The sequence below is a fragment of the Rhodococcus ruber NBRC 15591 genome, from assembly GCF_001894945.1.
GTDB classification, from domain to species: Bacteria; Actinomycetota; Actinomycetes; order Mycobacteriales; family Mycobacteriaceae; genus Rhodococcus; species Rhodococcus ruber.
Genome location: NZ_BCXE01000001.1, coordinates 238,888 through 259,951, shown reverse-complemented (window position 1 = coordinate 259,951; position 21,064 = coordinate 238,888). Strand labels below are relative to the sequence as shown.

23 protein-coding genes are annotated in these 21,064 nt (G+C 70.2%); 7 read left to right on the top strand and 16 right to left on the bottom strand.

The genetic code is table 11. The features are described from left to right. Nucleotides 1-12: 12 nt before the first annotated feature. The 7 genes from RR3_RS01220 to RR3_RS01190 all read right to left on the bottom strand — a co-directional run bounded on the left by RR3_RS01220 (nt 13) and on the right by RR3_RS01190 (nt 6,866). A complete protein-coding gene (locus RR3_RS01220; protein ID WP_017681977.1) occupies nt 13-822 on the bottom strand; it encodes a hypothetical protein in 810 nt (269 codons plus the stop codon). Nucleotides 823-844: 22 nt separating this feature from the next. Then, a complete protein-coding gene (locus tag RR3_RS01215; RefSeq protein WP_010592436.1) occupies nt 845-2,014 on the bottom strand; it encodes an ABC transporter ATP-binding protein in 1,170 nt (389 codons plus the stop codon). 5 nt (nt 2,015-2,019) lie between these two features. Further along, nucleotides 2,020-2,856 (bottom strand): carbohydrate ABC transporter permease, encoded by an 837-nt coding sequence (locus RR3_RS01210; protein ID WP_010592437.1) that lies wholly within the window; start codon nt 2,854-2,856, stop codon nt 2,020-2,022. After that, nucleotides 2,856-3,740 carry a carbohydrate ABC transporter permease gene (locus RR3_RS01205; protein WP_174557540.1) on the bottom strand — a complete coding sequence of 295 codons (885 nt, stop codon included), beginning with the start codon at nt 3,738-3,740 and terminating at the stop codon, nt 2,856-2,858. The genes RR3_RS01210 and RR3_RS01205 overlap by 1 nt, the downstream gene beginning before the upstream one ends. Before the next feature lie 77 nt (nt 3,741-3,817). Beyond that, nucleotides 3,818-5,152, bottom strand: coding sequence for an ABC transporter substrate-binding protein (locus RR3_RS01200; RefSeq protein ID WP_064066160.1), 1,335 nt, complete (start codon nt 5,150-5,152; stop codon nt 3,818-3,820). Between the two features lie 136 nt (nt 5,153-5,288). Next, nucleotides 5,289-5,777 (bottom strand): YflT domain-containing protein, encoded by a 489-nt coding sequence (locus RR3_RS01195; protein WP_003936099.1) that lies wholly within the window; start codon nt 5,775-5,777, stop codon nt 5,289-5,291. A 132-nt stretch (nt 5,778-5,909) separates the two neighbouring features. Continuing rightward, nucleotides 5,910-6,866 (bottom strand): HpcH/HpaI aldolase/citrate lyase family protein, encoded by a 957-nt coding sequence (locus tag RR3_RS01190; RefSeq protein WP_017681973.1) that lies wholly within the window; start codon nt 6,864-6,866, stop codon nt 5,910-5,912. Nucleotides 6,867-6,924: 58 nt separating this feature from the next. Between RR3_RS01190 and RR3_RS01185 the strand changes: the two genes are divergently transcribed. The 5 genes from RR3_RS01185 to RR3_RS01165 all read left to right on the top strand — a co-directional run bounded on the left by RR3_RS01185 (nt 6,925) and on the right by RR3_RS01165 (nt 12,010). Continuing rightward, nucleotides 6,925-8,199, top strand: a complete 1,275-nt coding sequence (locus RR3_RS01185) for a magnesium transporter MgtE N-terminal domain-containing protein (protein WP_026138051.1) — start codon at nt 6,925-6,927, stop codon at nt 8,197-8,199. Further along, nucleotides 8,192-8,719: a DUF1003 domain-containing protein gene (locus RR3_RS01180; RefSeq protein WP_010592442.1), complete on the top strand. Its 528-nt coding sequence runs from the start codon at nt 8,192-8,194 to the stop codon at nt 8,717-8,719. The genes RR3_RS01185 and RR3_RS01180 overlap by 8 nt, the downstream gene beginning before the upstream one ends. Nucleotides 8,720-8,807: 88 nt before the next feature. After that, nucleotides 8,808-9,815, top strand: coding sequence for a lysozyme family protein (locus tag RR3_RS01175; RefSeq protein WP_010592443.1), 1,008 nt, complete (start codon nt 8,808-8,810; stop codon nt 9,813-9,815). A gap of 157 nt (nt 9,816-9,972) precedes the next feature. Further along, nucleotides 9,973-10,851, top strand: a complete 879-nt coding sequence (locus tag RR3_RS01170) for a lytic transglycosylase domain-containing protein (protein WP_010592444.1) — start codon at nt 9,973-9,975, stop codon at nt 10,849-10,851. A gap of 25 nt (nt 10,852-10,876) precedes the next feature. After that, nucleotides 10,877-12,010 carry an Mrp/NBP35 family ATP-binding protein gene (locus tag RR3_RS01165; protein ID WP_003936093.1) on the top strand — a complete coding sequence of 378 codons (1,134 nt, stop codon included), beginning with the start codon at nt 10,877-10,879 and terminating at the stop codon, nt 12,008-12,010. Nucleotides 12,011-12,086: 76 nt separating this feature from the next. On the opposite strand, the gene tatB is transcribed toward RR3_RS01165, so the two are convergent. From tatB to sigE, 4 genes are all read right to left on the bottom strand, one after another. Further along, nucleotides 12,087-12,467, bottom strand: a complete 381-nt coding sequence (gene tatB / locus RR3_RS01160) for a Sec-independent protein translocase protein TatB (RefSeq protein ID WP_010592445.1) — start codon at nt 12,465-12,467, stop codon at nt 12,087-12,089. A gap of 84 nt (nt 12,468-12,551) precedes the next feature. Continuing rightward, nucleotides 12,552-14,003 carry a S1C family serine protease gene (locus tag RR3_RS01155; RefSeq protein ID WP_017680198.1) on the bottom strand — a complete coding sequence of 484 codons (1,452 nt, stop codon included), beginning with the start codon at nt 14,001-14,003 and terminating at the stop codon, nt 12,552-12,554. Between the two features lie 285 nt (nt 14,004-14,288). Then, complete coding sequence (locus RR3_RS01150; RefSeq protein ID WP_010592447.1) at nt 14,289-14,642, bottom strand: zf-HC2 domain-containing protein; 354 nt, start codon at nt 14,640-14,642, stop codon at nt 14,289-14,291. 16 nt (nt 14,643-14,658) lie between these two features. After that, nucleotides 14,659-15,285 (bottom strand): RNA polymerase sigma factor SigE, encoded by a 627-nt coding sequence (gene sigE / locus RR3_RS01145; RefSeq protein ID WP_010592448.1) that lies wholly within the window; start codon nt 15,283-15,285, stop codon nt 14,659-14,661. 251 nt (nt 15,286-15,536) lie between these two features. Between sigE and RR3_RS01140 the strand changes: the two genes are divergently transcribed. Then, nucleotides 15,537-16,166, top strand: coding sequence for an O-methyltransferase (locus RR3_RS01140; protein ID WP_010592449.1), 630 nt, complete (start codon nt 15,537-15,539; stop codon nt 16,164-16,166). A gap of 61 nt (nt 16,167-16,227) precedes the next feature. Here RR3_RS01140 and glgC read toward each other — a convergent pair whose 3' ends face one another. Beyond that, nucleotides 16,228-17,442 carry a glucose-1-phosphate adenylyltransferase gene (glgC, locus tag RR3_RS01135; protein ID WP_003936087.1) on the bottom strand — a complete coding sequence of 405 codons (1,215 nt, stop codon included), beginning with the start codon at nt 17,440-17,442 and terminating at the stop codon, nt 16,228-16,230. Between the two features lie 86 nt (nt 17,443-17,528). On the opposite strand from glgC, the gene glgA reads away from it, so the two are divergent. Next, on the top strand, nt 17,529-18,704 hold the full coding sequence (gene glgA / locus RR3_RS01130; protein WP_072786282.1) for a glycogen synthase: 1,176 nt from the start codon (nt 17,529-17,531) through the stop codon (nt 18,702-18,704). A 48-nt stretch (nt 18,705-18,752) separates the two neighbouring features. Here the strand turns inward: glgA and RR3_RS01125 are convergent, their stop codons facing one another. From RR3_RS01125 to RR3_RS01110, 4 genes are all read right to left on the bottom strand, one after another. After that, nucleotides 18,753-19,601: a putative RNA methyltransferase gene (locus tag RR3_RS01125; RefSeq protein ID WP_010592452.1), complete on the bottom strand. Its 849-nt coding sequence runs from the start codon at nt 19,599-19,601 to the stop codon at nt 18,753-18,755. Between the two features lie 112 nt (nt 19,602-19,713). Next, nucleotides 19,714-19,881, bottom strand: a complete 168-nt coding sequence (locus RR3_RS01120) for a DUF3117 domain-containing protein (protein ID WP_003936084.1) — start codon at nt 19,879-19,881, stop codon at nt 19,714-19,716. A gap of 96 nt (nt 19,882-19,977) precedes the next feature. Continuing rightward, nucleotides 19,978-20,601 carry a DNA-3-methyladenine glycosylase I gene (locus RR3_RS01115; RefSeq protein ID WP_010592453.1) on the bottom strand — a complete coding sequence of 208 codons (624 nt, stop codon included), beginning with the start codon at nt 20,599-20,601 and terminating at the stop codon, nt 19,978-19,980. Then, nucleotides 20,594-21,046 carry a DivIVA domain-containing protein gene (locus tag RR3_RS01110; RefSeq protein WP_010592454.1) on the bottom strand — a complete coding sequence of 151 codons (453 nt, stop codon included), beginning with the start codon at nt 21,044-21,046 and terminating at the stop codon, nt 20,594-20,596. The genes RR3_RS01115 and RR3_RS01110 overlap by 8 nt, the downstream gene beginning before the upstream one ends. Nucleotides 21,047-21,064: the final 18 nt, after the last annotated feature.

Genomic DNA, 21,064 nt, shown 5'->3' with positions numbered 1-21,064 from the left:
TTCTGCGTCCGCTCAACCCTGCAGTGCGCGCACCGCCTCCTCCGCCTGCTGCGCCGCCTCCTCGGCCTTCGCGGCGTCCTCGTCGGCCGTCCGGGCGGTGCGTCGCGCGAACTCGCGCTGGTGTTCCACCCGGCCCAGCTCCTCGCGCAGCCGCGCGACGTGCTCGTCGAGTTGTTCGACCGCGGCACGTGCGCGCTCCGCCACCGACCGGGCCTCGTCGGCGGTGTTCCGCGCCGTTTCCGCCTCGGCGACGGCGGCCTCCAGCGCTCGCCGCGTGCGCTCGGCCTCCTCGATGTCGTCCGCCCCGGTGCCCTTCCGTTCCGGCGCGGGCGGAACGACCGACAGTCCGACCGGTCCGAACCCGCTGTAGTCCAGCGGCGTCTCGAGTCGGCCACCGCGCACCTGCTCGGCCAGCTCGGCCTCGGCGAGTGCGGCGTGCAGGGTCTGGCCCACCTCGCGCAGCGCGGCTTCGGATGCCCGCCGACCGTGCTCGGCGGCGAGCCGGGAGGCCGTCTTCTCGAGCGCACCGATCACCCGCCGTCGCTGGGTGGACAGCCGCCGCAGCTCGGCTCCGGAGAGCTGACGCTGCGCGGTACGCAGGGCCTCGCCGAGTCCGAGCAGGGCCGTGATCTCCTCGGGTCTCTCGCGGACGAGGAGGTTCACCAGCCACGCCGACACGGTCGGCTTGCGCAGCCGGCCGACCGCCGCCGCGAGTTCCCGGTCGCCGGCGTCGCGGGCACGGGCGACGTACTCCTTACGGGCCGCGGTGAACTCACCCGGATCGAGCCCGTACAGCTCGTCGGCGATGTCGTCGAGGTCCACCGGCCTACTATGCACTCCTCGGTCAGAGGGTGACGTTCTCCCCCGTCGCCTGGTCGAACAGGGCAACCTTCGCCGGATCGAACCACAGCTGCACCGGCCGGCCCTTCGCGACGTCGGACTCGGCGGGCAGCCGCGCGACCATCGAGCCGCCGGCGAGATCGGCGACGCCCACATCGGCTGCCAGATCGTCGAGGTCGCTCGAATGCAGCTCCGGGGACTCGACGGTGAAGTACGCGTACTTGTCCGACCCCATGGATTCGAGCACGTCGATGTCGACCGTGAAGATGGTGCCCTGCTCGCGCTGCGCCGGGTCCAGGAGCGCGGCGTCCTCGAAGTGCTCGGGCCGGATGCCGACGACGACGTCACGTCCCGGATCGTGCTTCTGCACGGCCGCCCACCGCTCGGCCGGCAGCGTGAAGTCCCCGATCGCGGTGCGCACTCTGTCACCGTCGAGCCGGCCGGCGAAGAAGTTCATCGACGGCGAGCCGATGAACCCCGCCACGAACAGGTTCTTCGGCCGGTCGTAGAGCTCCTGCGGGGCACCGATCTGCTGCACCAGCCCGCCGCGGAGGACGACCACGCGGTCCCCGAGCGTCATGGCCTCGGTCTGATCGTGGGTGACGTACACCGTGGTGGTGCCCAGGCGCTTCTGCAGCCGGGCGATCTCGGTGCGCATCTGCACCCGCAGCTTGGCGTCGAGGTTGGACAGCGGCTCGTCCATGAGGAACGCCTTGGGATTGCGCACGATCGCCCGTCCCATCGCCACCCGCTGTCGCTGCCCGCCCGACAGGTTCGACGGCTTGCGGTCGAGGTGGCCGGTCAGGTCGAGGATCTTCGCCGCCTCCTCCACCTTTCGCGCGACCTCGTCCTTGGGGACCTTGGCCAGGGTGAGCGGGAAGGCGATGTTCTCCCGGACGGTCATGTGCGGGTACAGCGCATACGACTGGAACACCATCGCGATGTCGCGGTCCTTCGGCGCCTTCTCGTTGACCCGCTCGCCCCCGATCCGCAACTCGCCGGAGGAGATGTCCTCGAGGCCGGCGATCATGTTCAGCGTCGTCGACTTTCCGCAGCCCGAGGGGCCGACCAGGATGATGAACTCGCCGTCGGCGATCGTCATGTCCACGTCGCTGACCGCTCGCGCCCCGTCGGGGTAGAGCTTGGTCACCTTGTCCAGCACGATTTCAGCCATGTGGGTCATCCCTTCACTGCGCCGGACGTCAGGCCGGCCACGATGCGACGTTGGAAGATCAGCACGAACACGATGATCGGAATGGTGATGACCACCGCGGCCGCCGCGATCGAGCCGGTGGGCTCCTCGAACTGGGAGGCTCCGGTGAAGTTCGCGATTGCCGCGGGCGCGGTGATGGACCGCTCGGTGGACGTCAGCGAGATCGCGAACAACAGGTCGTTCCAGCAGAAGATGAACACCAGGATCGCGGCGGTGACGATGCCCGGCGCCGCCAGCGGCGCCACCACCTTCCGGAAGGCCTGCCCGGGTGTGGCGCCGTCCATCTTGGCGGCCTTCTCGAGTTCCCACGGGATCTCCTTGAAGAACGCCGAGAGCGTGTAGATCGCCAGGGGCAGGGAGAAGGTGATGTACGGGATGATCAGGCCCGCCCAGGTGTCGAACAGCCCGAGTCTGCGGATGATGTCGAACAGCGGGCTGACGAGCGAGATCTGCGGGAACATCGCGATCAGCAGCGCGACACCGACGAGGATCTTCTTGCCCGGGAAGTCGAGCCGGGCGATCGCGTACGCCGCCATGGTGCCGATGACCACCGCGATCACCGTGGCGATCAGTCCGATGCCGATCGAGTTGATCAGTGCGCTGGTGAATGCGTCGGTGCGGAAGATGCCGCGGTAGTTGTCCAGGGTCCATTCCTGGGGGATGAAGCGCCCGTCCTTGATCGTGCCGGCCGGCTTGAACGACAGGCTGGCGATCCACAGCACCGGCACGAGTGCGTACAGCAGTACGAGCAGGTTCACCGCCGACCAGCTCAGTTTGCGCCGCGGGGTTTCGGTCGTCGTCATCACCGCTTCCCTTCCGCATCGGAGCCGGGCGCCGAGGCCCCGAACAGTTTGATGAACATGAACGCGATGATCGCCACGCACAGGAAGATCAGGACGCTGATCGCCGAGCCGATGCCCAGGTTGAATGCTTTGAACAGGTTGTCGTATCCGAGGATCGACACCGAGCCCGTGCCGTTCGACCCGCGCGTGAGGACGTAGATGTTGTCGAAGATGCGGAACGCGTCGAGCGTGCGGAACAGCAGCGCCACCAGGATCGCCGGCTTCATCAGCGGGACGATGATCTTGGTCAGCCGGGTCCACGCACCCGCGCCGTCGACCTGGGACGCGCGCAGCAGGTCGTCCGGGACGAGCGCCAGCCCGGCGAGGAGCAGCAGCGCCATGAACGGGGTGGTCTTCCACACCTCGGCGAGCACGATGATCGCCAGTGACGGAAGTTGTTCGGTCAGTGGGGCGCTGCCCTCGGGGAGCAGATTCGCCAGGTAGCCGGTGCCCGGCGTCCAGGCGTAGTACCAGCTGTAGGCGGCGGCGACGGTGACGATCCCGTACGGGATCAGCACCACGGTGCGGACGGTGCCCTTGCCGACGATGGTGCGGTGCATGATCAGCGCCAGCGCCAGCCCCAGGACGAATTCGATCGCCACCGACACGACGGTGATGCCGGCGGTGACGAAGAAGGCCTGCCACCAGAACGCATCGGTGAGGACCGAGACGTAGTTGGCGAATCCGACGAATTCACGCTCGTCGGGGAAGCGCAGGTCGTACCGCTGCAGGCTCAGCCACACCGCGTACCCCACGGGGTAGGCGGTGACGGCGAGCATCATCAGCGCCGCGGGCGCGACCAGCCACAGCCCGAGTCGGCGTTCGGCCTTCTTCCCTTCGGACAGAACAACTTTCCCGCGCTCGGACGATACGGGCCGGTCGCCCTCGGCCGGTGGGACGGGTCGGGTTGCGGGCGTGGTGGTCACGGGATCAGCCCTTCCGAATTGACCGCCTTGCGGACCTGCTCGGCGAGTTCGTCGACCGTGCGCGGCGGGTCGATCTGGTCGACCGGATTGAGAGTCGCGGTGATGAGCGTCGAAATGCTCTGATACGCAGGCGAAACCGGGCGCACCGCCGCGTTCTCGAGACTCTCGCGCACCTCCCGCCACATCGGGTATGCCTGCTGGAACTCCGGATCGTCGTACAGCGATGCCAGCGTGGGCGGGACACCGCCGCCGACGGCGTTGTTGCGCTGGTTCTCCTCGTTGCGCAGGCACTGCACGGCTTCGAACGCGAGGTCGGGATACCTGGTGGTGCGGGCGACCCCGATATTGAACCCGCCGATCGTGACCTCGGCCGGCTTGCCGGGGACCACCGACGGGTACGGGGCGGGGAGGAAGTTCTGCTCGCCGTTCACCGTCAGGACCGTGTTGCCGGTGTTCTCGGCGGTCACGTTGCCGTTCTCGTCGACGAAGGGCAGAAAGCCCTTCTCGGAGTTCTCGACGATGCCGGGGTAGACGAACGGCCAGTTCACCTGGAACGCGGCCTTGCCGCTCTCCATACCGAGACGCGCAGCGGCCTCGTCGGACTGGTTCAGCGACGGGTCCGCACCGGGCGCGGTCGCCACCCGCTTCATGATGTCCAGAGCCGTCACCGCGGCGTCACCGTCGGCCACGGTGACGGTGGTGCCGTCCTCTGCCACGACCGATCCGCCGGCGCTGGCGAGCAGGGTGTTGAACCACACCATCAGGCCCTCGTACTGGCGGGCCTGCACCCCGATCCAGCTGGGGCGGCCCTCGGCCGCGAGCCCGCTCGCGATGTCGATCATCTCGTCCCACGTCTGCGGTGGCCGCCCGTCGGGCATCAGGTCCTTGCGATACCAGAGCAACTGGGTGTTGGTGTTCAGCGGTGCCGCATAGAGGGTGCCCTGCCACGTGGCGGACTCCAGCGGTCCGGCGAGGGTGCCTTCGGACACCGCGGCCGCGACGTCCGGCGGCAGCGGCAGCGCCCAGCCCGCCTCGGCGAACTCGGCCGTCCACACGACGTCGAGTGTCATCAGGTCGAGGGTGTCGTCCCCGCCGGTGAGCCGCCGCGCGAGCTGCAGCCGCTGGTCGTCGGCGCCCTTGGGCAGGGTGCGCTGCTCGATGGTGTACCGGCCACCGGCGGCGGCGGTGCAGTTCGCCGCCGCGGCAGCGTACTGCTCCGCGCCGTCGGCGGCGGTGTAGAAGCTCAGTACCGTCCCGTCGGACTCGCTGCCGCACGCCGCGACCGACGACAGGGCGAACACCGCCGCGGCGCCCACCAGTCCGACCCGCACCGCCCGTCTCCGCACCGCAGCCTCCAGCCGTCGTCCTGCGCGACGGTGACTTCCGTCACACTTGGTGCGAACGTAACGCACCGGACGCCGCCGCGCGACTCAACTGCCGCCCGGAACGGAACTGTGATCGAACGGTCTACAACGCGAGCTTGGCGAGCAGGTCCCGTGCCCGTTCCGCGTTGCGCGGCGCGCACAGCACGTCGTAGCGGCCGGCCACCAGCTGCATCGTCGACGAGAAGTCGCGCTGGCCGCGCGTCGCGGCGTACGGGATGGTCGTGGAGATCAGGCCGAAGACGATGCCACCGACCATGCCGACGAGCAGGGGGCCGAGGAAATCGGTCGAGAAGATCCCGAGCAGCAGACCGAAGAACAGACCGAGCCAGGCGCCGGAGGCGATGCCGCCGCCGATCACCTTCGCCCACGTCAACCGGCCGGTGACCCGCTCGACCTGCATGAGATCGACACCCACGATGGTGACGTCCTCGACCGGGAAGGACTGGTCCGAGAGATGGTCGACAGCGCGCTGCGCCTCGGCGTAGGTCGTGTACGAACCGACCGGCCAGCCGCTCGGCGGAGTCGGCAGGCCCGGCGTGGCGCGTCCCGGCTGTCCGAGGGGGTTGGTCATCTTCGGCTCCTTCTCGTGACTGCGCGCCCCGATCCGGCGCACCCTGTCCATTCTGCCCGTCTGCGCCTTCGGCGCCGGTGCGTCCTTTGGGCTGCTCCCACCGCCCAAAGGACACACCGGCGGCGCAGCCGCCTACTGCGGCGGCTCGAACGTCGTGGTGCGGGCCATTCCGGCTGCCCGGCCCTTCGCCGAGATCACCAGCGCCATCTTGCGGCTGGCCTCGTCGATCATCTCGTCCCCGAGCATCGCGGCGCCGCGCGCGCCGCCAGCCGCGGAGGTGTGCCACTCGTAGGCGTCGAGGATCATCTCGGCCTTGTCGTAGTCCTCCTGCCGCGGACTGAAGACCTCGTTCGCGGCGTCAATCTGGCTGGGGTGCAGCACCCACTTGCCGTCGAAGCCGAGGGCCGCGGTCCGCTGCGCGGAGCGCCGGAACGCCTCGACGTCGCGGATCTGGAGATACGGCCCGTCGATCGCCTGCAGCCCGTGGGCCCGGGCCGCCATGAGGATGGTCATGAGGATGTGGTGGTAGGCGTCGCCGCGGTCGTAGCCGTCGGGCTGCTCCCCGACGACGAGGGTGCGCATGTTGATGCTCGCCATGAAGTCGGCCGGGCCGAACACCAGCGTCTGCACGCGCGGGCTGGCGGTGGCGATCGCGTTGATGTTGGTCAGCCCGAGAGCGTCCTCGATCTGCGGCTCGATACCGATGCGCCCGACCTCGAGCCCGTGGGCCTTCTCCACCTGAGTCAGCAGGAGATCGAGCGCCTGCACATGGCTCGCGTCGGGAACCTTCGGCAGCAGGATCGCATCGAGGTGCGCGCCGGCGCCCCCCACCACGGTGGCGACGTCGAGATAGGTGGCATCGGTGGTCCAGTCGTTGACCCGCACCACCTTCAGCTGCTCGCCCCACCCGCCGTCGTTCAGCGCCTCGACGATCGTCGTGCGGGCCTGCTCCTTCGCCAGCGGGGAGACGGCGTCCTCGAGATCGAGGAACACCTCGTCGGCAGGCAGGCCCTTGGCCTTGTCGATCATCTTGCGGCTGCTGCCGGGAACGGCGAGCACGGACCTGCGGGGCCTGAAGTCGAACGACATGGGCTGGGCAGACCTCCGTGTTCCGAAATCGACGACCGCACGTTCTAGCCTGACCATCATGGCAGCAGTGAGCAAGGTATTCGCGGCGAGGCTCGCAGGTCTGGTGGTCCTGGGACCCGACGGCGAGTCGATCGGCCGGGTGCGCGACGTCGTGCTCACCATCCGGATCGGGCGGCAGCAGCCCCGGGTGCTCGGTCTGGTCGTCGAACTGCCGACGCGCAAGCGAATATTCGTGCCGATGCTGCGGGTGACGGCGATCGAGCCGGGGGCCGTCACCCTGAACACCGGCAACGTCAGCCTGCGCCGGTTCACGCAGCGACCGACCGAGGTGCTGGCGCTCGCGCAGGTGCTCGATTCGAAGGTCCGGGTCGACGACCCCGAGCTGGGTGAGCTCGCGGGCGTGGACGTGGTCGTCGTCGATCTCGGCATCGAACTGACCCGCACCCGGGACTGGGTGGTCTCGCGCGTGGCCGTGCGGGCCCAGCGCGGCCGGTTGGGCCGGCGGTCCGCGATCCATGTCGTGGACTGGCAGCACGTGCACGGGCTGACCTACAGCAACCTCGGAATGCCCGGCCAGGGTGTCTCGCAGCTGCTGCTGCAGTTCGAGGACATGCGCGCCGCCGACGTCGCGAACGCGCTGCGCGAGCTGCCGGAGAAGCGCCGGCACGAGGTGGCGGTCGCCCTGGACGACGAGCGGCTCGCCGACGTCGTGCAGGAGCTGCCGACCGACGACCAGACCGATCTGCTGATGCACCTCGAGGTGGAACGCGCCGCGGACCTGCTCGAGGCGATGGACCCCGACGACGCCGCCGATCTGCTCGGCGAGCTGCCCGACTCGGACGCCGAGTCGCTGCTGCGCCTGATGGATCCGGAGGATTCCGAGCCGGTGCGGCGGTTGCTCGAGCACTCCCCCGACACCGCCGGCGGCCTCATGACCCCCGAGCCGGTGGTGCTCACCCCGGCGACGACGGTGGCCGAGGCACTGGCCCGGGTGCGCAACCCGGACCTCACCCCGGCGCTGGCGTCCATGGTGTTCGTCGTCCGGCCGCCCACCGCGACCCCGACGGGCAAGTATCTCGGCTGCGTGCACCTGCAGCAGCTGCTCCGGGAGCCGCCGGCCGGCCTGGTGGGCGGGATCGTGGACAACGACCTGCCACGACTGGACCCCGACGATTCGCTCACCGCGGTCACCCGGTACTTCGCGACGTACAACCTGGTGTGCGGGCCCGTGCTGGACGACGAGGGGCACCTGCTCGGTGCCGTGACGGTGGACGACGTGCTCGATCACCTGCTGCCCGAGGACTGGCGCGAAGAGGAGGCCGACGATGAGTGACCGTTCCGCCGTGGCCCGGCAGCGCCTCGACACTCCCCGAACCGGCCGGTTCCGGGTCAACTTCGACGTCGAGGCGGTCGGCCGCGTCAGCGAATCGATCGCCCGGTTCCTCGGCACCGGGCGCTACCTGGCCATCCAGACGGTCGTGGTGATCGTGTGGATCCTGCTCAACGTCTTCGCCGTGACGTTGCAGTGGGATCCGTACCCCTTCATCCTGCTGAACCTCGCGTTCTCCACGCAGGCCGCCTACGCCGCGCCGCTGATCCTGCTCGCCCAGAACCGGCAGGAGAACCGGGACCGGGTGTCACTCGAGGTGGACCGGGCACGCGCCGCCCAGACCAAGGCCGACACCGAGTTCCTCGCGCGGGAGCTGGCGGCGCTGCGGCTGGCGGTCGGCGAGGTGGCCACCCGCGACTACCTCCGGCGCGAGCTCGACGATCTGCGCGCGCTGCTGATCGAACCGGAGGAGGAGGACACGACGTCGACGGCATCCGGCAAAACGCGCCCGGCCCGCCGCTGAGACGTGACGCGCTGTAACGTCCATCACAGCCCGTCGATGGTGTCGGTGGGGTGACTGTCCGCGACGAGTAGGTCTGTGGGGTGATGGCGTGCGCTGGCAGGGTCTGATCGCGGTGCCGGTGGTGCTCGGTGCCGGGTTCGCGGCGGTCGCGTCGTCCCCGGCACCGGTGGCTGCGACGGAGCACAGGGAGCCGGTCGCCGTGACGGCGGCGGACGGCAGCACCGGGGTCGGGGTCCTGCCGGCGGACCCGGCGGCGCCGCGACCCGTACGCGGGGCCGAGGCTCCGGCCGGCGCTCCCGCGGCGGATCTTCCGCCCGAGGTCACGGTCGCACCCGGACAGCCGTCGCCCGTGCTGGCCGGTGAGGGCCCCCTGGCGATCCCGGAGCTGGTGCTCTACGCGTACCGGGCGGCCGAGATGCAGCTTGCGATCGATGAGCCCGAGTGCGCACTGCCGTGGCATCTGCTCGCCGCGATCGGACGGATCACGTCGCAGCACGCCGACTCGGGACGCACCGACGTGCTGGGCACGCTCACGACCGCGCGCGTGGCTCCCGGCACGGGCAGACTCGGGCCGATGCAGCTGCCCCCGGCGGTCTGGTCGCAGTTCTCCGCCGACGGCAACGCGGACGGCACCGCGGATCCCCAGAACGTCTTCGACGCCGGTCTGGCGGCCGGCGCCTGGCTGTGCTCGGACGACGCGCGCCTGGCCGAGGCCGACGCCCGCGCCCGCGCGGCTGCCCGGTTCGATCCGTCGCCGGAGTTCGTCGCCAACGTGCAGGCCTGGTCGGCCGCGTACGAGAAGGGCGCCGCGGTCTCGCCGGGGATCGTCGTCCCGCCCTTGGCGCCGCCGGCCGTTCCGGCCCGGCCGAACACCGTCGACGTCGCGGAGACCGTTCCCGCACCCGTGTCCGGGACCACGACGGCACCCACGCCGGCGCCGGTCCCGGCTCCCGCGGTCGAGCCGGTCCCCGTCCCCGCGCCGGCAGTCGAGGCACCGCCGGCCGCGCCGGCTGTCGAGGCACCGCCGGCCGCGCCGGTGCTGCCGCCGCTGCCGTGTCTCGTCCCGGCGCTGTGCCCGGCGCCGCCCGCACCCTGATCGGTCACGCCTCGATCTCGTCGTAACCCCCAGCCCAGCCGTTTGCCCAGCTCAGCGCGTTACATCACGGTAGGGTAACGGAAACGCATCGCTTCCTGTATGGTCGGTACCGCCATGTAACGAAAGCGTCTCGGGGAAGGCGCCCAGGAGGTATCGAGTGGGTCGGCACAGGAAGCCTTCGGAGTCCAAGCTCCGCCGCAATTCGGTCATCGCCCTCACCGGACTGGTTCCGGTCGGCGTGGTCGCCGCGGCCACCAGCGCCGGGGCGAGCCCCAAGACCCTGTTCGGCGTGCAGGACACCGAAGCGGTGGCCGAGCCCGTGACTGCGGCGACCGAGACCACCTACATCGCCGACGGGATCTCCCGCGACGTCGCCGCCGCGGCCGCCCTCATGACCGCACCGGAGCCTACCGCGGAGCCCGCGGCGGCCCCCGCGCCCGCCCCGGAGCCTGCCCCCGCCGCCCCGGCACCGCTCCAGCCCGGCCCCCTCGGGATTCCCGGCATCAACTTCGCCGCCTACCAGAACGCCGAGCGGATCCTCGCCGCCGAGACCCCCGGCTGCAACATGTACTGGACACTGCTCGCCGGCATCGGCCAGGTCGAGTCCGGCCATGCCAAGGGCGGTAAGGCCGACGACAAGGGCAACCTCCTCGAACCCGTGATCGGTCTGCCCCTCGACGGCAGCCTGCGCGGCCAGGCCGTCATCCGGGACACCGACGGCGGCACCCTGGACGGCGACACCGTCTACGACCGAGCGGTCGGCCCCATGCAGTTCATCCCCTCCACGTGGAAGCTCTACGCCGGCGACGGCAACGGCGACGGCGTCGCCGACCCGCAGAACCTGTACGACTCCACCCTCACCACCGCCAAGTACCTGTGCGACGGCGGCAACAACATGCACGACCTCGCGCAGGCCACCAAGGCCATCCATCGCTACAACAACTCCATGGCGTACGTCGCGAACGTGCTCGCCTGGTCGGCCGCCTATTCGACCGGCGTCACCCCCAGCGCGGCGGACCTGCCGCGCATCCACTGAGCGGGTGCCACCTACGATTGATGCCATGGCAGTCAGCGAGTCCGACGTCCGCAGCGCCCTGGCGCGGGTTCAGGATCCCGAGATCCGTAAGCCGATCACCGAACTCGGCATGGTCAAGAGCATCGAGATCGGCGGCGACGGCAGCGTCGACGTCGGCATCTACCTGACCACCGCCGGCTGTCCGCTGCGCACCGAGATCACCGACCGGGTCACCAAGGCTGTGGCCGACGTCGCCGGTGTCTCCGCGGTCCGCGTCGAACTCGACGTCATGAACGACGAGCAGCGCACCGAGCTGCGCAAGTCGTTGCGCGGCGACTCCACCGAGCCGGTCATCCCGTTCGCCCAGCCCGGCTCGCTCACCCGCGTCTACGCGGTGGCCTCCGGCAAGGGCGGGGTCGGCAAGTCCTCCGTCACGGTCAACCTCGCCGCCGCCATGGCCGCACGGGGCCTGTCCGTGGGTGTGCTGGACGCCGACATCTACGGCCACTCCATTCCGCGCATGCTCGGCACCGACGCCAAGCCCACCCAGGTGGAGCGGATGATCATGCCGCCGATCGCGCACGACGTGAAGATGATCTCCATCGCCCAGTTCACCCAGGGCAACACGCCCGTGGTCTGGCGGGGACCGATGCTGCACCGCGCGCTGCAGCAGTTCCTCGCCGACGTGTTCTGGGGCGATCTGGACGTGCTGCTGCTCGACCTGCCGCCCGGCACGGGCGACGTCGCGATTTCCGTCGCGCAGTTGATCCCCGGCGCCGAGATCCTCGTGGTCACCACTCCGCAGCAGGCGGCCGCCGAAGTCGCCGAGCGGGCCGGCTCCATCGCCCTGCAGACCCGCCAGCGCATCGTCGGCGTCGTGGAGAACATGTCGTGGCTCGAGCTGCCCGACGGCACCCGGATGGACGTGTTCGGCACGGGTGGCGGTCAGGCCGTCTCCGAGCGGCTCACCCGCGCCGTCGGCGCGACCGTCCCGCTGCTGGGTCAGATCCCGCTCGATCCGGCGATCCGCGAGGCCGGCGACGCCGGAACCCCGATCGTTCTCAGTGCCCCCGACTCGCCCGCAGGCACGGCGCTGCGCGAGATCGCCGAGAAGCTCGCCGTGCGTCGCCGCGGCCTGGCCGGCATGTCGCTGGGGATCGACACCACCCGTCACCTCTAGGCGCCTGCGGCGCCGGTGTGTCCTTTGGGCTGTCCTGACCGCCCAAAGGACACACCGGCCGCGCAGCGGCCTAGGTCTAGGTCGCGTCCGAGTCGATGGGGGGCTTTTCTCCCGCTGTCAACGGCGGCGGGACGGGCTTGCTCACCGGCTTGGTGCCGGGCTTGTCGAAGTCGCCGGTGAGTAGGGAGTCGTCGCCGTCCAGCAAGTGCTTGGTGATGACCGCCTTCGGCGTCATGCCACGGAGCTGGTTCAGTTCGGACAGGGGTTGCCGCAGGTCGTCGAACTCGGGGCCGAGCTCCTCCTTCAGCTGCTCCTTCGCGCCGGATGCGTAGTCGCGGACCTGCCGCAGCGACCTGGTCACCCAGGACACCGCACCGGGCAGCCGCTCGGGGCCGAGGACCACGAGCGCCGCGACGAGCAGGACCATGAATTCGCCCCAACCGATATTGCCGAACACCGTTCCAGGGTACGTGGTGACGCGGGGTTCGCAGCCCGGAGGACCCAGGTCACAGCGGATTCCCAGCGAAGCGGCAGCGGACGGTCAGTCGGACATCGGGGTCACCTGCACGTCGACCAGGCGTCCCGCACGTACCAGCTGCACCGTGACCGGCTTGCCGATCTCCTGGGCATGCACGGCGACGACCAGTTCGTCCGCGCTGGTCACCTCGCGGTCCCCGACCTTGACGATGACGTCGCCCTCGACGATGCCCGCCTGCTGCGCAGGGCTGCCCTGCTGCACGTTGGCGACCTCGGCGCCGCTGGCGACGTCGTTGGCCACGCTACGGGTGTTGACGCCGATCTCCGGGTGGCGCATCTCGCCGGTGCGGATCAGTTCCTGGGCGACGGCGGTGACGTCGTCGATCGGGATGGCAAACCCGAGACCGACGGAACCACCCGTCTCGGTCTTGATGGCCGAGTTGATGCCGATGACGCGGCCCTCGGCATCGACGAGCGGGCCGCCGGAGTTGCCGGGGTTGATGGAGGCGTCCGTCTGCACGGCGTCGATCACGGCATCGGTGTCGGTGCCCTGCCCGCCCAGGCGCATCGGGCGGTTGAGTGCGCTGACGATGCCGCGGGTGACGGTCTTGCTCAGTCCGAGCGGGGAACCGACGGCGATCACGTCCTCCCCCACCTGCACGTCCTCCGAACGGCCGAGTTCGGCGACCGTGAGGTTGTCCGCGTCGACCGAGAGCACCGCCAGATCGGTCTTGATGTCCCGGCCGACGATCTCGGCAGGCACCTTCGTGCCGTCGTTGAACGTGACCTGGATCTTGGCGTCCGGTGCCGTGGCGGCCATCGAGACGACGTGGTTGTTGGTGACGATGTATCCGGCGCCGTCGATGACGACACCGGACCCGGTACCGGCCTCCTCGCCGAGGGTCACCTGGATCGAGACCACCGCGGGCAGCACCGCATCGGCGACGCGGGCCACCTGCCCGGACGGCAGGTCGCCGTCCTGGTCCACCTGGGCCAGCGTCACGCTACGGCTGGTGAGGGATCCGGTGTCGGACGTGACGAGCGCGACGACGAGGCCGCCGACCATGCCGATGGTCAGCGCGACCGCGGCGAGCGTGGCGAGGGCGCGGGTCTCGATCCGGCCGCCGAAGAGGACCTCCCGCAGCGTGAGCTTCGGGGCGGGCGGCAGCGGCTGCTCGTCGTGGGACTGTGCGGGCGCGCCCAGGCGCACGTTCGTGGCGGGGTCGCGCCACGGGTCCGGCTCGGGACCGTCCGCATCGGCCTCGGCGTCCGGGTCGACGGGGGGCCGTTGCAGGATCTCGGAGGTGTCCGCGGGTCGGCCGAACGCCTCGGCCAGCACCGGATCGGTGGGCGCACCGTGACGGACCGGCGGCTCGGCGGCGCGTTCCTCGGCGGACCGCCCGAACGGGCCGGTCGTGCCGGCCGGACGGCCGAAGACGCGGTTGGCGGCATCGTCGACGGCCGGGCGGTAGACCGGGCGGGGCTGCAGACGGGATGCATCGGCACGGCGGGACACCTCAGGCGCGGCGGCACCGTCCGTCTCCGGAGAGCCGGCCCGACGCTCGGACTCCCCGGCCCGACGCTCGGACTCTACTGATTCCGCTGTCACGCGTGCCCGTCTCCCCCGTGTCCGTCAGTCACGGTGCCCAGTATCACCGATGGACCCAGTATCACCGATGGACCCAGTATCACCGATGGGCCCGCCGTCACCGAAGCCACCCGTATCACCAGCGACTCGTATCACCGACGGCACTGCCACCGGACGTCCCGGACTGATCACCGCACACGGGTTCGGGCACCGTCAACGGCGCCAGCGGATCGGCCAGCGTCGCGCGGCCGACCCGAACCGGTCGGTCGCCGGCATGCCCTGGAAACCGGACGCGGGCAGGTTCCGATGATGCTGCGGAATGTCGGCGAGAGCGCCCAGGAGAGTACTCGACATCGGGGGCGGAGCCATCCGGGCGGCGTCGCGCAACGCGCGACGGGCCTGCTGCTGTGCCTCGACCTCCGCGGCGCACTCCGGGCACACGGCCAGATGCTCGGCCGCGCGGAGATACGCATTCATCCGCAGTTCGCCGTCCACGTACGCTGCCACAGCCTCACTCGCCAGGTGCTCCGTGGAACCGAACCGGCGGGTCGGGTGTGCCCTCGTCATGAAACCCTCCTGGCGGCTACCCCGCATCGACTCGACCGACTTCGACCTTCCCATGCTCGCGCAGGTGCTCACGCAGCGCCTGCCGTCCGCGATGGATGCGGCTGCGCACCGTGCCGAGCTTGACTCCCAGTGTGGCACCGATTTCCTCGTAGGACAGACCTTCGATGTCACACAGGACCACAGCAGCACGATAGTCCGGCGCCAGCGAGTCCAGCGCGGACTGCAGGTCGGCGCCGAGCCGGGCGTCGTGGTAGATCTGCTCGGGATCCGGGCCCGCGGAGGGCACGCGGTCGTAGTCCTCGGGCAGCGCCTCCATGCGGATGCGGTTGCGGCGCCGGACCATGTCGAGGAAAAGGTTCGTGGTGATGCGGTGCAGCCAGCCCTCGAAGGTGCCCGGCTGGTAGTTCTGCAACGAGCGGAAGACCCGGATGAAGGTGTCCTGGGTGAGATCCTCGGCGTCCTGCGCGTTCCCGGACAAGCGGTAGGCGAGCCGGTACACCCGGTCGCCGTGCTCGCGCACCAGCTCGTCCCACGACGGCATCACCGCACGGTCACCGGTGGCGTCGAACACTGCCGTGCCGGTGAGCTCGACGTCGGCCGTGGGCTCGACGTCGGGGCTGGGGAGCTGGGGGGAATCGGCCATGTGGATCGCTGGATCCTCCTCTTCGGGACCGCGTGATCGCGAGTGTCGGATGTCGGGTGTCGTGGTCCAACACCGTGTACGCCGGGTTTGTTCCCGGGCCGCGAGCGCCTGTCGGTGCGGTCTGTTGTGGTACCTACACCTTCACGCACGGTGATGTGGTGCCGATATGAGCAACCTGAGCATCGCCTGAGAATCCTGTCGCCGTGCGCGCCTGCCTGCGACCGGACCCCGGCGACGATAACCTCACTGGGGTGCACACGAATGCCGAACGGATACTGGCTCACGTCGAGAACGTCACAGAGGACGACAACCTCGCCACGGCGCGCGAGCGTGCCCTCGATCTCGGGGCCGAGCCGATCCCGGCAGCGGTGGGTGCGGCTCTCGCGATGTTCACCCGCATGCTCGACGCCCGGACGGTCGTCGAGGTGGGCACCGGTGCCGGCGTCAGCGGGCTGTGGTTGCTGCGGGGCCTGCGCGAGGACGGTGTCCTGACCACCATCGACAGCGAGCCCGAACATCAGCGCGCCGCCAAGACCGCGTTCCGGGAGGCCGGGGTCACGGCCTCGCGCACCCGCCTGATCAACGGGCGCGCGCTGGACGTGCTGCCCCGGCTGGCCGACTCCGCGTACGACCTGGTGTTCGTCGACGCCACCCCCGCCGATCACCCGCACTACGTCCGGGAAGGGGTCCGGCTGCTGCGTCCGGGCGGGGCCATCGTGCTGCACCATGCGCTGCTCTGCGGCCGGGTGGCCGATCCGGCCGAACGCGACTCCGTCGTCCTGGCCGTCCGGGAGGCCACCCGGGCGGTGGTGACCGACGAGCGTCTCGCTCCGGTGTTGCTGCCGGTGGGCGACGGGCTGCTCTGCGCCGCCAAACTCTGAGCCCCGGCGCGGGCCCCGGTCGGATCCCCGCGGTCGGATTCACACGGTCGGATTCACACGGTCAGATCCACACGCCCTTACCGATGGCGACGACGCCGCCGCTGCTCACGGCGAAGCGTTGCCGGTCGCGTTCGAGGTCGACGCCGATGATCTCGCCGTCGCCGACGACGACGTTCTTGTCGAGGATCGCACGCCGCACGACCGCGCCCTTGCCGATGCGCACCCCCGGCATCAGGACACTGCCCTCCACGGTGGCGCCGTCCTCGATCATGACATTGGAACTGAGCACCGAGTTGCGGACGGTGGCGGCGGACAGGATGCTGCCCGATCCGACGATCGACTCCTGCGCGAGACCACCCTGGACGAACTTCGCCGGCGGCCACATCTCGGAGGCGCCGCGGATGGGCCAGCGCCGGTTGTAGAGGTTGAAGATCGGATGCACCGACACCAGGTCCATGTGCGCGTCGTAGAACGCGTCGAGGGTACCCACGTCGCGCCAGTATCCACGGTCGCGTTCGGTGGCGCCGGGCACGACGTTGTCGTTGAAGTCGTAGACGTGGGCGGCGCCCTGGGCGACGAGGGCGGGGATGATGTCGCCGCCCATGTCGTGGTCGGAGTCCGGGTTCTCCGAGTCCGCCCGCAACGCCTCGACCAGCACCTTGGTGGTGAAGACGTAGTTGCCCATCGAGGCGAAGGTGACGTTGGGATCGTCCGGGGTGCCGGGCGGGTGGGCGGGCTTCTCCAGGAACTGGGTGATGCGCCCCTGCTCGTCGCTGTCGATGCAGCCGAACGCGAACGCCTCGCTGCGCGGCACCCGGATACCGGCGACGGTCACCCCTGCGCCGGACTCGATGTGCTGGCGCACCATCTGCTCCGGATCCATCCGGTAGACGTGGTCGGCGCCGAACACCACGATGTACTCCGGATCCTCGTCGTAGACGAGGTTGAGCGACTGGAGGATGGCGTCGGCGCTGCCCGTGTACCAGCGCGGGCCGAGCCGCTGCTGCGCCGGCACCGGGGTGATGTACTCGCCGGTGAAACCCGACAGCCGCCAGGTCTGGGAGATGTGCCGGTCCAGCGAGTGCGACTTGTACTGCGTCAGCACGCAGATCCGCAGGAACCCGGCGTTGACCAGGTTGCTGAGCACGAAGTCGATCAGTCGGTAGGCACCGCCGAACGGTACCGCCGGTTTCGCGCGGTCCGCCGTCAGCGGATACAGGCGTTTGCCCTCGCCGCCGGCGAGCACGATTCCAAGCACATGGGGCTGGCTCCTCACACAGTCAACCTATCCGCCACCCCCCGCCACCGCCAGCGAAGAGCCCATCGGTGGCCGGAACGTCACGCGCCGGATAGTTTGATCCGGTGCGGGTGGCAATGATGACGCGGGAGTACCCGCCGGAGGTCTACGGTGGTGCCGGCGTGCACGTCACCGAACTGGTTGCGCAGTTGCGCCGGCTGTGCGAAGTCGACGTGCACTGCATGGGAGCGCCCCGGGAGGGCGTCTTCGTCCACGGCCCCGATCCCGCCCTGGCAGGCGCCAACCCGGCGCTGACGACGCTGTCGGCCGAGCTGCGGATGGCGCACGCCGCCGGCAGCGCCGACGTCGTCCACTCGCACACCTGGTACACCGGCCTGGCGGGGCACCTCGCCGCCGAGCTGTACGACGTGCCGCACGTGCTGACGGCCCATTCGCTCGAACCGCGCAGACCGTGGAAGGCCGAGCAGCTGGGCGGGGGCTACCGCATCTCGTCGTGGTCCGAACGCAACGCGGTCGAGCACGCGGACGCGGTCGTCGCGGTCAGTGCCGGGATGCGACTCGACGTGCTGGACGCGTATCCGTTCGTCGACCCGGCGCGCGTGCATGTCGTGCGCAACGGCATCGACACCGGCGTGTGGCATCCGGGCCCGGCCGAACCGGGAGAGCCGTCCGCGCTGGAGAAGATCGGCGTCGACCCCGATCGGCCGATCGTCGCGTTCGTCGGGCGCATCACGCGCCAGAAGGGTGTCGGGCACCTGATCGCCGCCGCCCACGACGTCGATCCCGGGATCCAGCTGGTGCTGTGCGCCGGGGCCCCGGACACCCCGGAGATCGCCGCCGAAACCGAGCAGGCCGTGGCCGAACTCGAACGCCGGCGCGGCAACGTCTTCTGGGTCCGGGAAATGCTGCCCACCGAGTCCGTCCGCGAAATCCTCTCGGCCGCAAGAGTTTTCGTATGCCCTTCGGTGTACGAACCGCTGGGAATCGTCAATCTCGAGGCGATGGCCTGCGAGACCGCGGTCGTCGCATCGGACGTCGGGGGCATCCCCGAGGTCGTCGAGGACGGGGTCACCGGCCGGCTGGTGCACTACAACTCCTACGAGCCGCGAGCGTACGAGCAGGCGCTGGCGGCGGCGATCGACGAGGTTGCCGGGGACGCAGTGCTCGCTGCCGAGATGGGCCGGGCCGGGCGGGCGCGGGCCATCGCGGAGTTCTCCTGGGCACAGATTGCGCGGCAGACACTCGCGGTCTACCAGGAGGTCGCCGCCACGCGGCACTGAGCAGGAGGTCGCCGCCACGCGGCAATGAGCGCGGGACGGAGGGCCGGATCAGTCCGAGCGCCGTGCCCACACGGTGACGGTCACCGAGGCCGTCACCGGGAACGGCTCCGGCAGTCCCCCGACCAGTTCGGCCAGCCGTTCGCCGGTCAGGTGGTGCCCCGACGGTCCCATCCCGGCCAGCCGGCCCAGTGCCGGACGGTCGAGTTCCAGGGTGAACTGCACGTCGGCGCGGTCGACCCGCTCGAACCCGCCGGACAACGCCGCCCCGAGCCGCTCGGTCTTGCGTTCGTCCACCTGGACCATCCCCGGCAGCGTCACCAGCTCGCGCAGGTGCGCCGGGGTGGGAGCCGCGACGACGAGCACACCGCCGGGGGCGAGAACGCGATGCGTCTCGGCGGCGTTGCGGGGCGCGAAGACGGACAGCACGTGGGTGAGGACGCCGCTGCGGATCGGTAGTTGCCGCCACACGTCGGCGAGCACGGCCCCGACGCGGGGGTGGCTGCGGGCGATGCGCCGGACCGCGGGTTTGGACACGTCGAGCCCGACGCCGCGGCTGTCCGGCAGCGCGTCGAGCACCGCTGCAAGGTACCTTCCGGTGCCCGCACCCACTTCGAGAACGCGGGCACCGTCGTCGCCGGCGGGGTGCTCGGCACAGGCCCGGGCGACGGCGCCGAGCAGCGGATCGAAGTGTCCGGCGTCGAGGAAGTCCGCGCGCGCGGCGATCATCTCGGCGGTGTCGCCGGTGAATCGCGTCGCGGCCCCGGTCAGGAGGCTGACATAGCCCTGTCGCGCGACGTCGAAGCTGTGCCCGGCCTCGCACAGCAGGACGCCCTCGTCGAGGTCGAGCCCACGCTCGCACTGGGGGCAGGCGAGCAGGTCGGTCACCGCATCGAGCACGGGCAGTCCTTCCGAGAAACACAGAGCACCGGAGTACGAACAGCAACGGGCCCCGCGCACCGTGGCGCGCGGGGCCCGGGGGAACCGGCGAATCGTCGCCGGCTGCCGACACCTAGCTGGTGACGCCCTTGAGCTCTTCGCCGAGCGCTGCAGCTTCCTCCGGCGTGAGTTCGACGACCAGACGTCCGCCACCCTCGAGTGGAACCCTCATGACGATTCCTCGTCCCTCTTTGGTTGCTTCGAGGGGACCGTCCCCGGTCCGGGGCTTCATGGCCGCCATCCTCTGCTCCCTCCAAATCTGCGCTCGACTCTTGCGCGCGTGGGTTACCGTGGGGGCCTCGCCGGAAATCGACGAGGCTCGCGACATCATTCTTCCCTATCCGGCCGACCGCCGGGTAGCTGACTCCGCCCTAATGTCGCCGGAACCTGATCGAACGTCCGTATCGACCCAGCACTCGGCGAGATGGTCGTCGACCATCCCGGTGGCCTGCATGAGCGCATACGCCGTGGTAGGACCGACGAACGCGAAGCCGCGCCGCTTCAGTTCCCGGGCCATCGCCGTGGACTCCGGGGTCACCGCCGGTACCTCCGCCACCGAGCGGAGACGCCGGGCGCGCCGCGCCGGCGCGAACGACCACAGCAACGTGTCGAGGTCCGTCTCCCGCAGGTCGAGCACCGCCCGGGCGTTGCCGATCACCGCCTCGATCTTGCGCCGGTTCCGGACGATGCCGGCGTCGCCGAGCAGGCGGTCGACGTCCGCGGCGGTGTAGCCGGCGACCACGTCGACGTCGAAACCCGCGAACGCCGATCGGAATGCCTCCCGCTTCCGCAGGATCGTCAGCCACGACAACCCCGACTGGAACGCCTCGAGGGCCAGGCGCTCGAACAACTCGTCGCGCCCGTGCAACTCGCGGCCCCACTCCTCGTCGTGGTAGTCCCGGTACAGCGTGGACCCCGGCGGATCCACCGCCCACGGGCACCGCACCCGATCCTCACCCATCGTCACTCCCCCCTGTCCGACGGTCCGGCGCGGCCTCCGCCGCGACGGATGCCCCGGTCCGGCCGCTGTCCGCCTCGTCGCCGCCCGGAGTGACCCCACCGGTGTTGTCGTATTCGGTGTTCTCGTACTCGGTGTTCTCGAACTCGGTGTTGTCGTATCCGGTGTTCTCGTACTCGGCGAGCCGGGCCCGCAGATCGTCGATCTCGTGCGCGAGCCGGTCGAGCGCCCAGTCCACCTCGGCGGTCTTGTAGCCCCGCAGCACCTGCTGGAAACGCAGCTCGCGGACGTCCGCGCCGGTCACGTCGGTGACCGGAAGCGCCGTCGCCGTGGCGCCCGGCGGGATCGGCGCCAGGGTCTCCCCCCGACCGAACACCGCGCTCGCCACGAGGAACAGCACCGCGCCGACGACCACCACGACGAGCAGGTAGAGCAGAACCGTCAGCATGTACCGATCTTGGCACGG

What these genes read in the sequence shown, in the direction of transcription:
- sigE (WP_010592448.1), bottom strand. Translation starts at nt 15,285, where the DNA reads ATGGCCGATTCCCCCCAGCTCCCCAGCCCCGACGTCGAGCCCACGGCC.
- RR3_RS01190 (WP_017681973.1), bottom strand. Translation starts at nt 6,866, where the DNA reads ATGTCGTTCGACTTCAGGCCCCGCAGGTCCGTGCTCGCCGTTCCCGGC.
- RR3_RS01195 (WP_003936099.1), bottom strand. Translation starts at nt 5,777, where the DNA reads ATGACCAACCCCCTCGGACAGCCGGGACGCGCCACGCCGGGCCTGCCG.
- RR3_RS01215 (WP_010592436.1), bottom strand. Translation starts at nt 2,014, where the DNA reads ATGGCTGAAATCGTGCTGGACAAGGTGACCAAGCTCTACCCCGACGGG.
- RR3_RS01120 (WP_003936084.1), bottom strand. Translation starts at nt 19,881, where the DNA reads ATGGCGGCCATGAAGCCCCGGACCGGGGACGGTCCCCTCGAAGCAACC.
- RR3_RS01115 (WP_010592453.1), bottom strand. Translation starts at nt 20,601, where the DNA reads ATGGGTGAGGATCGGGTGCGGTGCCCGTGGGCGGTGGATCCGCCGGGG.
- RR3_RS01210 (WP_010592437.1), bottom strand. Translation starts at nt 2,856, where the DNA reads ATGACGACGACCGAAACCCCGCGGCGCAAACTGAGCTGGTCGGCGGTG.
- RR3_RS01150 (WP_010592447.1), bottom strand. Translation starts at nt 14,642, where the DNA reads ATGACGAGGGCACACCCGACCCGCCGGTTCGGTTCCACGGAGCACCTG.
- RR3_RS01110 (WP_010592454.1), bottom strand. Translation starts at nt 21,046, where the DNA reads ATGCTGACGGTTCTGCTCTACCTGCTCGTCGTGGTGGTCGTCGGCGCG.
- RR3_RS01185 (WP_026138051.1), top strand. Translation starts at nt 6,925, where the DNA reads ATGGCAGCAGTGAGCAAGGTATTCGCGGCGAGGCTCGCAGGTCTGGTG.
- RR3_RS01165 (WP_003936093.1), top strand. Translation starts at nt 10,877, where the DNA reads ATGGCAGTCAGCGAGTCCGACGTCCGCAGCGCCCTGGCGCGGGTTCAG.
- RR3_RS01180 (WP_010592442.1), top strand. Translation starts at nt 8,192, where the DNA reads ATGAGTGACCGTTCCGCCGTGGCCCGGCAGCGCCTCGACACTCCCCGA.